The organism is Chitinophaga ginsengisegetis (assembly GCF_900168065.1).
Lineage (GTDB): Bacteria > Bacteroidota > Bacteroidia > Chitinophagales > Chitinophagaceae > Chitinophaga > Chitinophaga ginsengisegetis.
On the sequence record NZ_FUZZ01000001.1, the window covers coordinates 778,469 to 793,912 of the forward strand.

Sequence of the window (15,444 nt, forward strand, 5' to 3'; positions counted from 1 at the left end):
AATAAAAAAAGCCTTACAGTTTTACTGCAAGGCTTTCTTCTTTTTAATATCTTCAGTCCCGCTTACGGATCAGTTCTATCAACCCTTCATTCTCAATAATGATCATTCCATGCCGATCTGCCGTGATGCCTTCTTTCAACTGATAAGTATACCTGGGCACATTGCCTTCCATCACTGTTGGCAGGTATAAAAACCGGAAGCTGCCTCCCCGCTCTTTTAACGCCTCTCCTACTTCAATAATGTGAGAGGAAATAATAAAAAAGCAATGTTTATTCTCTGAAAAAGCAGCCGTAATAGCCAGTGTGGCGTCAAAGGCATCCTTTACATTCGTGCCTTTAAACAACTCGTCGAATATCACCACCAGGTCTTTTGACTCTCCTACCTGCTCCGCTACACTTTTCACCCGTAATACTTCCGCATAAAAGTGACTATAGCCATGCTCCAGGCTGTCGGGTACATTAATAGTAGAGAAAAGACCGTCTTTTACAGAAAATTCCATTTCTGTTGCCGGTACCGGAAATCCCATGTGCGACAGGTAAACGGCAATGCCAAACGACTTCATAAATGTAGACTTCCCCGCCATATTCGCACCGGTAAGAAAAGCAACATTGGACCCCGGATCAAATGAAATATTGTTAGATACCGCATGTTCCACTGACGGATGGAACAAACCACTGATGTTGAGTACATTTTTATGTTTTGGTAAAGCCTTCGCATAACAAAAATGCTTTGTCCGCGCAACAGTGGATACGGCTATATATACATCAAACTGATAAATAATATCTATCAGGGTCTTCATCTCCCCGAGGCATCCTGTTCTCAGCTGGTAATCATATTTTATCAGTTTCAGCAGCGATAGCTGCTTCACATCAGTTTCTTCCCAGAGCCATTGCAACCGCCTGTCATTAAAGATCTGCCGGACTTTTTCGAAGTGTTCCTGAACGGGGCTGTAGGCGCCCTGCTGCTCCAGTTTGTAAACGAAGTCCCTGAAAGCAGTTAACAAGGCGATAGTGTTACCCAACCCTGCCACAAGCAGGTCATAACCAGTATCGCGTATCACCGTTTTAAGCAACTTCCTGGACACTATATTCCACGCGGCCGCCGGCATATTGGTGGCCGCTCCGGTGGTAAGATAATTTTCTACAACATGGAATGCTTCACCACTGAACGGGAAGGCCACCGGATTCTGTCCAAAGTACTGAAAGATACTACTGCGTTCATTGATGGCAACAGGATCTGTCAGTGGCTGCCGGAACATATCATCCAGCAATTTCCTGCCACCATTGGTTATAACGCTATCGAATATACGATATATGGATTTGTTGTTGTACCTGCCGGGAATGTTCAGATCATCAAGCGTCTGTTTGTCTGCGAGAAAACTCATGCGTCCTTGTTTTTATCTTTTTTTTTGCTGATGATATCCAGGATACCTTCGTTATTGATAATAAGCATCCCATGCCTGTCGGTGGTGATACCGGCAGCTAACCTGTACGTATAAACGGGTTTGTTATTTTCCATTTTTGTAGGAAGAAAAATAAAATGGATGTTCCTGCATCGTTCTTTCAGCACTTCTCCCGCCTCTGTTATATGTGTTGAAATCACAAAAATACAATTCTCTCTTTCTGCAAAAGCAGCGGTAACTGCCACGGTGCCTTCATAAGCATCTTTTACGTTGGTGCCTCTGAAAAGTTCATCAAAGATGAGGAACAGGTTCTTTGCTTTGGATAGTTCCCTGGCGATCTTTTTTATCCGCAATACTTCTGTATAGAAATGACTACTGCCGGAAGAAAGATCATCCGGTAAATTAATGGTCGTATAAATGCCATCCCTCACGGCAAACTCCATTTTCTCCGCGGCAACGGGAAAGCCCATATGCGCCAGGAACATAGCGATACCTAAGGATTTCATAAAGGTAGATTTGCCCGCCATATTGGCGCCGGTTAAAAAAACAACGTTGTTCTCCGGTGTAATATGTATCGTATTGGGTACCGCGTTTGCTACCTGCGGATGGTAAACGCCCTCCAGCCGTATATGATGGCTCCCCGCATCTAAGGCAACAGGGAATACCAGCTTCCTTTCCGTAGCCACCCTGGCTACGGTAATATACACGTCCAAATGATAGATCAGGGATAACATTTTGCTCAGCTCTTTGCTGAGCCGGAACCTGAGCAGCTGGTCATATTCCACTACTTTGGCATAAGCCAGCTTACTACCTGCGGGTTCCTGCAATACCTGCTCCAATGCCGGGTCCTGCAGGAGCTTTTTCATTTCCGCCATATCCGCCCCGTAGGGGTTATCGGTGGGCAACGTTGCCATATAAACGAAAAAGCCCTGCAGCATATGCAGCATCTCTATCACCGACCGGATCCCGTCGCTGACCGCTTTAAAGTTATTATCCGCCGCGATCAGGTTGTTGAATTTCCTCGCCAGCGTATTCCCTTCCGGCGATAAACGGGTCCGGTCGTCCTGTATAGCCAGGTAGCCTTCTATTACATCAAACAAACCGCTGCTGAAAGGGAAACCGGCATTAACAGACTGAAAAAACCTGATCTTCCCGCTCCGGTTATTGATGGCAGCCTTCTCCGCAAGCGGGTACCTGAACATATTTTCCAGCACCGCTGCGCCACCACGCGTACTGGTATGATTAAAAACAGTGTAGATAGAATCAGCGCCTGGTTTCCCCAGTATATTAAGATCAGTAAGGGTTTGCTTATCTGTATTAAAAATCATCTTATAAAAAGTTTAAACAATCCCTGCTATTTTCTTTTCCGTCTGATAAGCAATATGGCTCCAAATGCAAGCAGGATACCGGGCAGCACCCACAGGTAAATGATCCGCAGGAATTTCACCTGCCCCTTTGTTAACAGCACCGCTGTGTCTTCCGGTTTAGGGCGGGTGCTATCGATCGGGAATTCGCCGTAACTCAGCCAGCTGAATAAGGCGGTGTTAAAAACAAAATTTGCATTCCTTAAATTAAAACGCTGCAATTCCGCGTTGCCCATAAAGTCGGCATCACCCGTTACGATAATACGCTGCTCTTTATTATTGACCTTACGGGTCAGGGAAAGCGCTGTGGCAAAGGATTTACGTACATCTCCATTTTCCGGCGAAAAAACAACTTCCGCGGAATCTGTCACGAGGTTATCTTTTTTCAGCCAGCAGTTTTTCTCACTCGTTATCAGCAATGGTTTGATGGTGAATATACCGGTATCAGCATAAGCGAGGGCTGTTGCCCGTGGCATGGTAGCCATTGCGCTATCGTGGTGACTGTGGGCCAACGCAGGATAAAACGACGAGACGGTTTCGGTGAGATAAGGTGTGATCAGCTCCGGTTGCAGATCTTTACTGGTTTGCACCAATATACCATCCATCAACTGCACACCCAGATGTTGGAGAAATGGATTCAGGATCGCCTGTTTGCCAGGCTCTCCGGCCACCAGCAAATTCCCTCCCCTGTTTACATATTGCTTCAGTTTTTCAATACTGGCGGCAGTCATAGCCACCTTCGGATCTGCCAGTACCAGGGCTGAAATATCAGCAGGAATATCCTGTGAATCCAGGGATAGCGTATCTACATCAAATCCCTGGTTCAGGAGTGAATTACGAAAAGTAGTGAGGTTAGTGAGTACTTTGTACTCCCTGTCTCCCAGCTTATTTATACTCCGCTCCAGGTGCCCCGTCAGGAAAATTATTTTGGGCATCTTCGCCTGCAGCAACCGCTTGAATGCTGCTGATACTTCTGTTTCACTCGGCCACTGCATGTTGTCATCAAACACCCGCAGGAAAGTAGTTCTGCCTTTGTACTTCAGCTGCATCACGTACCGGTTCAATTCTGGTTTCAGGTCAATCATCTTGCGTATTTCAGCGGGCGTTTTGAACTGGTCCATCGTAAGATCCTTACTGTCTGCATACTGTTTGGCTATCTGTTCCAATGTTTTATCCTTGTAGTACCGCAACATACCAGGGCTTTCAAAGGCCGTATCATAATATAAAACCGTTTTAAGTTCAATGTTGTGTTTGAACCGGGTATATGGTTCCCAACGGGCCAGGTTCCGGTTGTAGGAGTCGGGGCGGCCCAGATCCCAGTAACGGCCCAGCAGGTTATTATACGCGGTAACTTCCAGGGGGGCATCTCCCAGTTCTTTTATAATTTTCTGTGCATTGGGCGTCAGCGTTCTTTCTTTTGCGCGGGTGGCATCATAATAGCCCACCAGTGAAGGAATAGAACTGAAATAGCCAATAACCAGTGTGGATACTATCACAAAAGTGTATCGCCCTGCTTTTACGAGCGCCGGTTTGGATTCCATGCCGGCTTTCAGCTTATAGATACTAAGCCCGAGAAAAAGGTACACGATGGCCACAAAATAGATGACATCCTTTGACGTAATAAGTCCTACCAGCATGTTTCCTGTGCGGCCGGAAATAGACAGGAAATAGGTCAGCGTCCGCACAAATGCAATATCCTGCCAGAGCGTGCCAACGTAGGATAGCAACCCTATCATTACAAAAGTGCATACCGCTGCTACCACCTGGTAAGTGGTAAGGCACGACATAAACAACCCGATGGCCGAGTAGGCGCAAAGCAACAGGTACAGTCCCAGCATAGCGCTGATCAGCATACCGGAATCGGGCGATTTGATCTGGAACATACCGGAAACAACAAAAACAGTAAAAATCATCACCAGCAACCCGCTATAGATCATCATGGCCAGGAATTTCCCGAACACAATTTCCCTTACGCGGATAGGCGATGTATACAACAGCTTAATTGTTCCGCTGCTGGTTTCACGGCTTACCAACCCCATCGTGAGCAGTGGAATATATAAATATAAATTCCGCAGCACGCCACCTAATACGCCCCGGTTGCTGAGGAAAACATATTCTGTTACGCTGCCGAAAAACTTTCCGCCTGCATCCTGCTCTCTTGCTATTCCCTCTAAAGCATCCAGGTAGGTTACTCCGCATTGGATGAGGAATACAATCATTAAAAACCATGCAATAGGTGAGTAAAACAGGGTTCGTAACTCTGTTTTGGCTATTCTTAATATCGTCTTCATTAATAGGTTATTGTTTTGATGATGGATGGGATAACTGCTTAAATATTTCGTCAAGCGCACTTTTATCAAGGCTGATCTCCCGCAGTCTCCAGCCATTATGTACCGATGCTGCAACGATCCTTTCTGTAATATCCTGTTCCCCGTTGAAGTAAATGCGCAGCTGCCGTTCGGTAAGAAACTCTACCTGGGTAACGCCGTTAATTTTTAGCAGCTCTGCTTCCACCGGTGGGTTCTCCAGGTGTACGAGCACACTGTGTGGCTCTACGTAGTTGTTAAAGGTGTCCATTGTATCGGAGAAAACGATTTTCCCGTTTTCGATCATCCTGATTTCTTTACATAGTATCTGTACTTCCGACAGGATGTGAGAAGAAAAAATCACGGCTCTGTCGCGCGCAATCTCTTTGATCAGCGACCGTACCTCTATGATCTGGTTGGGGTCCAGCCCGTTGGTGGGCTCGTCCAGCACTACCAGTTTAGGCCGGTGTACAATGGCCTGTGCAATGCCTACGCGCTGCCGGTAACCTCCTGAGAGGTTCCGGATCAGTCGTTTGCTGAAATGATCCACCCCGCAGCGCTCTTTGGCTTCCTTTACGGCGGATTTCATTTTATCCTTTGGCAGATGCCGCAGGCCGGCGCAATACCTGAGGTATTCGTCTACCGTAAGATCCATGTAAAGCGGCGGCTGTTGCGGCAGAAAGCCAATATCTCTTTTAGCCTGCTGCGGATCTTCTTTCATATTAACACCGTTGATGTACACATCGCCTTCGGTCTGGTTCAACGCGCCGCATACAATATTCATGGTAGTAGATTTTCCTGCGCCGTTTGAGCCCAGTAACCCTACAATACCTGTTGGGCCGATCTCCATATTGATATCGCGGATGGCCCAGGAAGTACTGTACCGGTGGGATAACTTTTCAATTCTCAGAATACTTGATTCCATTTATTTTATAATTTTTTTTTGCAGATGTACAGTCTATGGATTTTGTTCCATTTCCGGATTCTGGGCGATGAGTATATTCGCCAGCGGAAACACATAACCAGTACTATTGGGTTCCAATGTATAGGTGGCTCCATCAAACGACCTGGTAACAGTTTTAGCGAATTGCGGATCTTTGTTCAGCCGGCGCTGATCAAACCAACGCAGCCCGCTGCCAAAAAATTCACGGCGGCGTTCATCCACTACCAGTTGCAATGCTTCTGCAGCAGTGGCAGCAGTGAGGCCGGCATAATCCGCGGGCAGGAAACGCAGCTTGCGGAGGGTGTTCAGCATATTCACGGCGTCGTCTTTTTTACCTGCACGGGCGAGGCATTCCGCTTTAATCAGCCAGGTTTCGTTGACAGAGAGGCCCGCTGCCGGCTTATCCGGCGAGCCTGAATATTTTTCACGCGACCAGAAACCCAGCCCGGTAAATGAAGGGTAAAACGAAGCACCTTGTTTTACAAAAAGTTGATAGCGCAAATCTTTTGTTCCGAGTAAATCGAGTATCGCCTGACTTAACTGCGGGGCGCTAAACGTTTGACGGGGAACTTTGCGCAACAGGATCTGCTTATCTTCAAGCTGCGAAGGAAAAATGTAACTGCTTCCGGCTACCGCTATGTTATAGTCGTACAGGGTGCTGGATAAAGCCAGCGTACTATCGGCAAAAGCAGCAGCATTGGCAAAGTCGCGCATGTTAAGATATACTTTGGATAACAGCGCATAAGCTGCCGCCTTGTTGGGTCTGAAATTAATATCCTGTTGGAGCGGCAGGATCGGAATCGCAGCCGTGATATCTTTCAGCACCTGCGCATACACCTGTTTCACCGATGCTCTTTTTAAATCCACGAAAAGGGCTGCCTTTAATAAAACGGGCACTCCCGGATCTGTTTCAGCGGTGGCTGCATCATATTGTTTGCCATACAGGTTAACCAGATTAAAATAATTAAAGGCCCGGTGTAACAGCGCTTCCCCGAGGAGCGTTTGTTTTAATAACATATCTCCCCCTTTACTGTCCATTACTCCATCAATCACAATGTTATAGGTATACATGGTAGCATACAGCGTATTCCAGTCATAGTCCTGGGCAAGATCCGTATAAACCGGTTTACGCCAGGTATAAATAGCCTTTTGAGTATTATTGGCTTTAATATTATTCTGGATCTCCGGTGCGATGAAATCCACATCGTCACAACTCACCAGCGGAGCCGACCCGAACGCCGCTTCCTGCTGATCCCGGTTATTCAGTAAAAAACGGTAATCTTCTGTATATACCAGCACACGCTGCCCCTGTATGGGCACATCTTCCACATATTTACGGCAGGAAATCATGCCGGCACTCAACAATAAAAACGCAATAATTATTTTATAGTGACGCATACTTTTCGGTTTAATGAATTAGAAACTCAGTGCAACTCTGAAAGAATAATTGGTTAATGGAGGAAGCTGGTAGTTATTCCCTGTTTTGTACAGGTAATCGGGATCCAGCTTTTCCTTATTGGCCGCCCAGATCATACCCAGGTTGCGGGCCACTGCAGAAACGGTCATGCTCTTCATTGCTACCTTTCCGAGCAAAGCAGCAGGGATGTTATAAGACAACATCACCTGTTGCAATTTGATATTGCTGCGGCTTCTTACCAGCAGGTCCGATTCTATATACCGGTTAACGCTCGCATAAAAATTGGTATTGGCGCCAAATATCAGCCCGGGAACATTGGTAGAAGCCTCATCGCCCGGCTTTCTCCAACGATTCGCCAGATCACCGGTTCTTCCTACAAAAACATTATTACTATAGCCTACGTCCTGGATAGACGGCTTCAGGAAAACACCGCCGAAAGCGCACTGGAATTGCACGTTCAGGTCGAAGCCTTTGTATTGTACCGAGTGACTGAAGCTTCCAAACCACGGAGAGGTGGTACGTCCGGAATAAACACGGACGTTCTCATATGGCGACTCCATTACAGAATACTTCTTGGAACGGTCATTGCCGTTATAGATCTGCGACTGGCCGGTATTATCCAGTCCTGCCCAGGCATAGGTAAACAGGTAATCCGTGGGGTAACCCGAGTACAACATCTCCGGTGCAAAATAAGTAGTGGGTTTTTCGAAGCGTGGATCTTTGATGATGTTCGTATTGTAAGACATATTGATAGTAGCCGTCCACCTCCAGTTTTTATTCAACACAGGCACTACATTGACGCCCAGATCCACCCCGTGTCCTTCCAGGTTAGCCGTATTAAATAAAGTAGACGTAAAACCATAAGTACCGTTAATAGGCATCTGCCAGATGATATCTGTAGTATGTTTTTTATAATATTCTGCCGAACCAAATACCCGGTTTTTAAAGAAGGAAAAATCAAGACCCCAGTTAATCATCCTGGTTTTTTCCCATCCCAGGTTTTCCATTGCAGGATTGGCAATCACACCGTAGGGATAGTTGGTGTAATAATCTGCTCCCAGCAAACTGATAGTGGTAACCGGCGCATAACCCTGCGGTGCATTCCCGCTGAAGCCATAGGTGAAGCGTGCTGCCAGCTGATCCATCCATCTGATATTACTGAACCATTCTTCCTTGCCAATATTCCACTTCAGGCCACCTGACCATAATGGGATGGCTCTTTTACGCCGTTCAACCCCCAACAGATTATAATCGTCAAAACGCGCACTTCCTGAAACAGTATATTTATTATCAAAGGTGTAAGATCCGTTCGCATAGTACGACAGCGACCGGGTGGTTTTTTCTGTGACTGGCCTGGAAGTGGCGCCGATAGACTGCGTTATGCCATAGATGTCTTTAAATCCAACAAAAGGATTCACACTACGGAAAGTATTGATGGACTTATCATAACCATAACGCATTTCCCCGCTGCCTTTATTATAGGATTCCCTGATCTCGTTACCTATCACTAAATTCAGCTGGTGCCTGTCGTTCCAGTTCTTATTTACATTGATCTGTCCGCGCAGGTTATAACTTTTCCCCAGGCCACTGCCAAGATCCAGTCTTCCGCCCGGAGGCACGCCATACACGCGGGCGCCGGTAGGACTCAGACTGGTTCCCTTATTCACCAGTATTCTGGCGTCGTAGCTATCTGGTTCCCAGTACTGCTCATATTCCGTAAACATTCTGCCCACATTACCCGAAACGCCCACTCCCAGCCAGGAAGTGATGTTGCCATTTACGGCCACATTCAATGCCAGACTATTGGCGGTATTATGGGTATTGGAATACTGCAGTTCTTCGATGGGAGAATAACCAAACGGAAGATATCCTTTACCTTCAAGATACCTGGCGGTTGATGGAATAGTAAGCAGATCGTAACGGATGTTATTACCCGCTGCATCTTTGAGCATATCATAAGGCCGCATACCACCGGATACCGTGCTCATTGCCGTTACAGCAGCATTATTTATTTTATCCCTGGTATTTCCAAAAGTCAGGTCAGTGCTTACGGTAACACGCCCGTTCAATAAACTGGAGGTATTGCCTGCTCTCAGGGAATATCCCTTGTTCATATTACTTTTATAAACACGGTCTTCCTTATAAAAATAACCGGACAAAAAGTAAGAGCTGTTTACTCCCCCGCCGGAAATGGAAAGATTATATTGTTGCGTGGTGGGCGACTGGATCATGTATTTCTCCATCTGCGAACGGTTATCCGTAGCGCCCAATGCCGCCAGCTGTGCGTTCATTTCAGCTTCTGTTATTTCACCACGTTTTTGCTTGAAAAAGATCGCCTGTACCTGGCTGTTATTTTCCGGGTAATAGCTTCCCGGCGTACTGCGCGGAACCGGATCATTGTATCGTCCTTTCTCCAGCAGTTCTTTTTCCAGGTCGACATACTGTGATACCGACATCATTTCTCCATAACCAAGACTGGGTCTGCTACTGGTACCCATCGTGGTGGAGAAACTGAAAACCGGTTTGCTGTTACGCATACCTTTCTTTGTAACCACTACAACTACGCCATTGGCTGCCTGGATACCCCAGATAGAGGCCGCTGCCGCATCTTTCAGGAAAGTGATCTGGTCGATATCATCCGGGTTGAGCAGATCCAGTGCACCATTGGCGATGGACACCTGTGAGGGGAATCCGTCTATTACGAGCAGTGGATCTAAACTTACTTTGGTGTATTGACTTACAATAGTGGACAAACCGCGGATTCTCACCGACCCGTTACGGCTTTTGCCCGCGGTGGTTTTGGTAGAAATATCCACGCCGGGCACCATGCCCTGCAAACGCTCCAGGATACTCACTACCGGTACCTGCGCCAGCTGTTTCCCGGTAACCACGCCGAATGACCCGGTAGCCCTTTCTTTCGGGAGCGCCTGATAGCCGGTATTCACTACTACCTGTACTTCCCCGAGTTTCCTGATTTCCGCAAAGAGCCGGAATGTGACCGTGCTTCGCCCCTCCAGCTTTAATTCTTTTCGCTGATAAGCAATATTAGTGGCTACCAACGTGGCATTCCGGGGTACGTTTACAAAAGAAAAATCCCCCTGGATGTCTGTAACCGCCATCAGTTTTGTATTCCGCACGGCTACCGTTACATCCGGTACAGGAAGTCCTGCCGAATCCAGGATCTTACCTTTCAGCAAAGGGATCACGGTAGAATCTGAAAACGTGATATGCTCCTGCTGGATTGGTTTTTCAGCAAGAAAAATAGTTTTACTGTCGATAGAAAAAGTTAATGGCTGGTTTTTAAATACGTTTTCCAGGAACTCCTGTAAAGGAATTTCCCTGGCGTTAATGGTGATAGGGGTAGCGCGTTCCATTAACCGGTCGTTGCTGAATACCACGAAGCCGGTTTGTTTATAAACGGCTGCAAAGATCTTTTTCAAAGGAATATCCTTCCCGGAAATAGTGACCGCCTGTGATGAACTTTTTGCGGAAACATGCAGTAAGGACGCGAAGAGGAAGAAGGTAGTAATTCTCATAATCCGCAATATTTGTATGGGGACCGGCAATAGGAATCCCTTTCGATCTACATGAGCGATTTTTTGCATAAATTTGTTGTGGTTTGGTTGATAAAAAATTCGTTACACCGAAATTTTAGTTTAGCCGGCTACCTGCCGGAAGCGCTCCTACTGCTTCCGGCTTTTTGTTTTTCCGGCTAATCCTGTTTGACAATCTTTTTTATGATGATGATTATTGTGTGACTACCAGTCGTTTGCCCTCTTCAATATTTAAATGTACTCCTGTGCTGTTCAGACCTTTGATGAGGCCCGCCAGGCTTATATTCCTGCTGATTTTTCCATAAAATTTAATATCGGGTACAGTGCCCCTGTATACGATTTCCACATCGTACCACCGTGCAATCTGTTTCATGGCATACTTCAGGTCCATTCCGTCGAAATCGAAAAGACCGTTTTTCCAGGCCATGATTTTATCGATGTCTGCATTATCGATAACCCTGGGTATTTCCGACAATTGCAGTTGTTGTCCGGGACGGAGTACTATGCCCTTGCGGGAGAGATCTGATGCGTGTTCTTTCAGCGATATCACTTTCACCGCGCCTTCCAGCAGGGTGGTATGCTGACTTTCTTCATTTGCATAGGCATTTACGTTGAAATGGGTGCCCAGTACTTCAATACGGGCGTTGTTCAACACGGTTACCTGGAATGGTGTGCGGGCATCCGGCGCCACTTCAAAATATACTTCTCCGGTGATCTCCACATTCCGGTGCTTACCGTCAAATACCGTAGGATAGCGGATAGAGCTGGCGGCATTCAACCACACCTGCGTACCATCCGGTAAGGCTACCCGGAATTGGCGACCATTTGGGGTCGTAATTATATTATAGGCAATTTCATTGTTTTTGTTTCCGCCCCGGCCGTATACCAGCGCGCCATTATCGAGTACGATGGGAGTGCCATTCTGCGTGGCTACCACCCCATTAGCGAGGCTGTCCAGTGCAATGCTGGAACCGTCTGCTAATTTCAGTATAGCGCCATTTTTACCGGGTGAGATATCCGTTACCGGTGCATTATTTGTAAAACCGGTGGGAGCCTGCCGTTGGGACTGGAACCAGTATAAGGCGCCGGCCATAAATATAATAGCCGCAGCTGCTGCTGCCCATTTCCATCGTTGCAGGAAAGGAATCCGTTGCTCCGGTGCTGGTTGTGTATGCGGTGAATGCCTGGCCAGAAAATGTTCCAGTGCTTCGTTTTCATTATACTGTGCAATCAGCTTTAGCGCCACCTGTTGAACGCCTGCGTCATTAATATCATCCCATAACTGCCGGCGCTGCTCATTATCAGCGATCCACGCCTGTAACTCCGACGCCTCTTCCGGGGTCAGGTTTCCCTTTAGATGCTTGCTGAGAAGGCCCGCTATAAAAAGGGCATTTGATTTTGGTTCATCCATGTTGGCACTGCGCTTTCCATTAATACGACGTGATAACCTGGTAGTACCAAAGCAATCTGAAAAAAATTATGAATGGGCAGATATCAGCAGGAGAAGAACAAAAACTTCCGGTGGGAGCCGGCGTTTTAACAACATCACGCCTCTCGATTTCTGGTTTTTTACGGTTTGTACAGACAGTCCCAGCTCACGGGCAATTTCATCGTTTTTCAGGCCATCGATATAACCCATACGTATAATTTTACCGCATTGTTCCGGTAGCTGGTTGATTTCATGATGGAGTTCATTGAATACTTCCAGGCGAATCATTTCAAGATCTGCCGCGGTTTCCCACTCCGCCTGGGTTCCAAGAAATACGGCCTGCCGCTCTTTACTGTGGATAGAACCCTTGATGGTATCAAAGCAGGCATTGCGGGTAGATTTATACAAAAAATCCTTGAGGTGCCTGATATCTTCAAATACCTGGCGCCTGTTCCATAATTTTAAAAACACTTCATTTACCAGATCTTCCGGATCAGCAGCTTCCCGGATAATCTTTTGTGCGAAAGCACACAAAACGGCATAGTACTCTCTGAAAACAACAGAAAACGCCGCTTCATCAGCAACAGCAAGCCGTTGCAGCAGTTCAGCTTCTCCGTATGGTTGGCTACGTTCAAACGATTTAATCAGCTCCATCCCCGCTTATATGATATACTTTAAAAAATGAATAATCATGAAGCCGGCAATCAATCCGTGCCTGCTTTTAATTAGGATTATTCATCATGAAAGGAACAACCGGATCATAACCGGCATTGTTGGTTGACGCTTAAAAATGGATTCCCTTTATTATGTTATAATGGTTGCCGCTATAAACTATCCATCTGCTTTATACTGCCACTGTTCCGGGATAAGCCGTAAAATACTATTTTACCGGCCAATTTCACAAATTATTGTCATTTCGACAAAAATAAATGGTACCGGTTATTCAGGCAATAGCATCCGGGAAAGTTCTGTATAAAGGAATATTACATTTTGTATTATTAGCAAAACTAATTAATTTTAAAGAACAGCTGATTCGTGCGTAGCGATAGTAAATAACAAATCCTAAGAACCCTGCATCCTTCACCGGCTGCATTATACAGTATGCTTACCACGCTGTAAAAATATCAACACTATATAACATTTACCGTTACCCGAAGGCCAGTTGTTTGCATTCATTTACTCAATCAATAACCACGGACGCCTAACCGGTTTCCACAGATTATCTTACAGGCGGCATTACCGCACAAGTGAATAGTTCCTGCTATGCAGGTAAACTACCATGCATATTTTTGTATCAGACAAAACGGTCCGCATCCTGTGGCGGTAGTATACTTTTATGTCCTCAAATAACCATTTAAAACCGAAATACACAAACTATGGAAAGCCTGCAAACAATCCAAAGTAAAGAGATGGTGGAGATCCAATCCCAAGCCATTGCGTTAAACCATACCGGAAATTCAATCAAAATATTATCAAAGGAAGAGATCTTTAAACTGATAGATGTTCATGAACCTTATTATGCCCTGAAGGATGTAATTGTTTATGCCGGCAATTTTGCGACCGCCAGTATAGAAGTAGAACAACCTTTGGGAGATGAGATCTTCCCCATCGGTGCGGCGGAGGCATGCAGGCATCTTGCTATCCTGGGATCGGTATGCTGTGCATTGAGCAACCCCGTAAAACAAAAGCACTACTATCTTGCCCATCGCGGAACATACAAAAGGGCCATTGAAAAAACACATTACACGGGAAAGAAATTAGTGGCAACAGCAACCTGTACTTTTTTCAGTAAAAGAATGGCAAATATAAAAGCCTGTTTGCTTGATGAAGACAATCAACTTATCTGTGGAATAGAAAACAGTTTCCATGTAGTTCCTCATGCAATATTCGAACGGCTGTATTACAATTTTCATAAAGAAATACCGGATTTCGGATTAAAGAATCCGTATCATCAAAAGAAGCAGCTTTTTGATGTACAGTTTTCCGCCCTCTCAGCGTCTGCTTCGTTAGGCAAAATACAGGATGATTATTGCGCAGGACACTTCCCTCACTTTCCCGCGATGCCGGTAGCCATCCTAATGAATACACTGCTGGACCTGGCTGCTGCCTATATTCATCACATCACTGACGATAAGTCATTAAAAATGTATGTCAGGGAAATGACTTTACTGGCAGATAACCTGGGGTTTTCAGGAGAAATAGTAGTGTTGCATGTTAAACAGGAAGCTTATACCAATAACCGGTTTAAGCTGCGTTGTACCGCCACATCCACTGACAATAAAAGTGTAGGCGACGTTAATGTTATTATAGAAACTGCTGCTTTCACGGATTTAACGTTGGAGTAACATTGTCCTGCTACTTTCGATAAAATAAATAATCACCGCTTTGACTTCCTTTTTGAATCCAGTAGACGTGATGGCATTTGATAGCATCTATCATCAGTATCACCATGCAGTTTTTAAGAACATCTGCCGGTTGGTTGACCGGCATGATATTGCGGAAGACATCCTGCAGGAAGTATTTCTCAGCTTCTGGGACAGTCGCCACCAGCTGGACCTTACACAGGGAGCCGGCAACTGGTTATTTGCAGTTAGCTATAATAAATCATTGCAGTATTTAAAGAAGCTGGCCCTCGAAAAATCAAAACTGTCCGTATATCCTGCTATCCGGGATACAATGGAAGAGGATAGTCCGGGCCTCCGGGAAAGCCGGCTGACGCTGATCGACGAGGCGATCGAAAATCTTTCTCCCCGTAAAAAGAAAGTGTTCCAGCTATGCCGTCTGGAAGGTAAAACTGCCAATGAGGCCGCCCGTATTCTCGGCATTTCACATCATACCGTAAAAGAATATCTCCAGTCCTCTTCTGAGTCCATCCGCTCTTACATTGCCTCCAACCAGCCTACTGTACCGGTTTTGGGGGCTATTTTCCTTACTATTTACCTGTAACAGGAACGCCTGTTTTTTTGTTAACAATTCCGTAACCTATACCTATCCCCTCTTTTTCCCCTCTTCTTACTTTTTATACCTGA

Annotated in this window: 10 protein-coding genes; 2 read left to right on the plus strand and 8 right to left on the minus strand. The window is 45.9% G+C overall.

Annotated elements, in window-relative coordinates; translation table 11 throughout:
- Positions 1-52 precede the first annotated feature (52 nt).
- From B5Z18_RS02905 to B5Z18_RS02940, 8 genes are all read right to left on the minus strand, one after another.
- Positions 53-1,384, minus strand: a complete 1,332-nt coding sequence (locus tag B5Z18_RS02905; RefSeq protein ID WP_079467891.1) for a MutS-related protein — start codon at positions 1,382-1,384, stop codon at positions 53-55.
- Entirely contained in the window at positions 1,381-2,730 is a 1,350-nt protein-coding gene (locus tag B5Z18_RS02910) for a MutS-related protein (RefSeq protein WP_079467892.1), read from the minus strand. The genes B5Z18_RS02905 and B5Z18_RS02910 overlap by 4 nt, the downstream gene beginning before the upstream one ends.
- Positions 2,731-2,756: 26 nt before the next feature.
- Positions 2,757-5,057, minus strand: a complete 2,301-nt coding sequence (locus B5Z18_RS02915; protein WP_079467893.1) for a Gldg family protein — start codon at positions 5,055-5,057, stop codon at positions 2,757-2,759.
- 7 nt (positions 5,058-5,064) lie between these two features.
- Entirely contained in the window at positions 5,065-5,997 is a 933-nt protein-coding gene (locus B5Z18_RS02920) for an ABC transporter ATP-binding protein (protein WP_079467894.1), read from the minus strand.
- Positions 5,998-6,030: 33 nt separating this feature from the next.
- Positions 6,031-7,413 carry a RagB/SusD family nutrient uptake outer membrane protein gene (locus B5Z18_RS02925; protein WP_079467895.1) on the minus strand — a complete coding sequence of 461 codons (1,383 nt, stop codon included), beginning with the start codon at positions 7,411-7,413 and terminating at the stop codon, positions 6,031-6,033.
- 18 nt (positions 7,414-7,431) lie between these two features.
- Entirely contained in the window at positions 7,432-10,968 is a 3,537-nt protein-coding gene (locus B5Z18_RS02930) for a SusC/RagA family TonB-linked outer membrane protein (protein ID WP_159454169.1), read from the minus strand.
- 211 nt (positions 10,969-11,179) lie between these two features.
- Positions 11,180-12,397: a FecR family protein gene (locus B5Z18_RS02935; protein ID WP_079467897.1), complete on the minus strand. Its 1,218-nt coding sequence runs from the start codon at positions 12,395-12,397 to the stop codon at positions 11,180-11,182.
- Between the two features lie 66 nt (positions 12,398-12,463).
- Complete coding sequence (locus B5Z18_RS02940; RefSeq protein ID WP_079467898.1) at positions 12,464-13,069, minus strand: RNA polymerase sigma factor; 606 nt, start codon at positions 13,067-13,069, stop codon at positions 12,464-12,466.
- 722 nt (positions 13,070-13,791) lie between these two features.
- Between B5Z18_RS02940 and B5Z18_RS02945 the strand changes: the two genes are divergently transcribed.
- Complete coding sequence (locus B5Z18_RS02945) at positions 13,792-14,760, plus strand: hypothetical protein (RefSeq protein ID WP_079467899.1); 969 nt, start codon at positions 13,792-13,794, stop codon at positions 14,758-14,760.
- A 40-nt stretch (positions 14,761-14,800) separates the two neighbouring features.
- Positions 14,801-15,361, plus strand: a complete 561-nt coding sequence (locus B5Z18_RS02950; protein ID WP_079467900.1) for an RNA polymerase sigma factor — start codon at positions 14,801-14,803, stop codon at positions 15,359-15,361.
- Positions 15,362-15,444 lie beyond the last annotated feature (83 nt).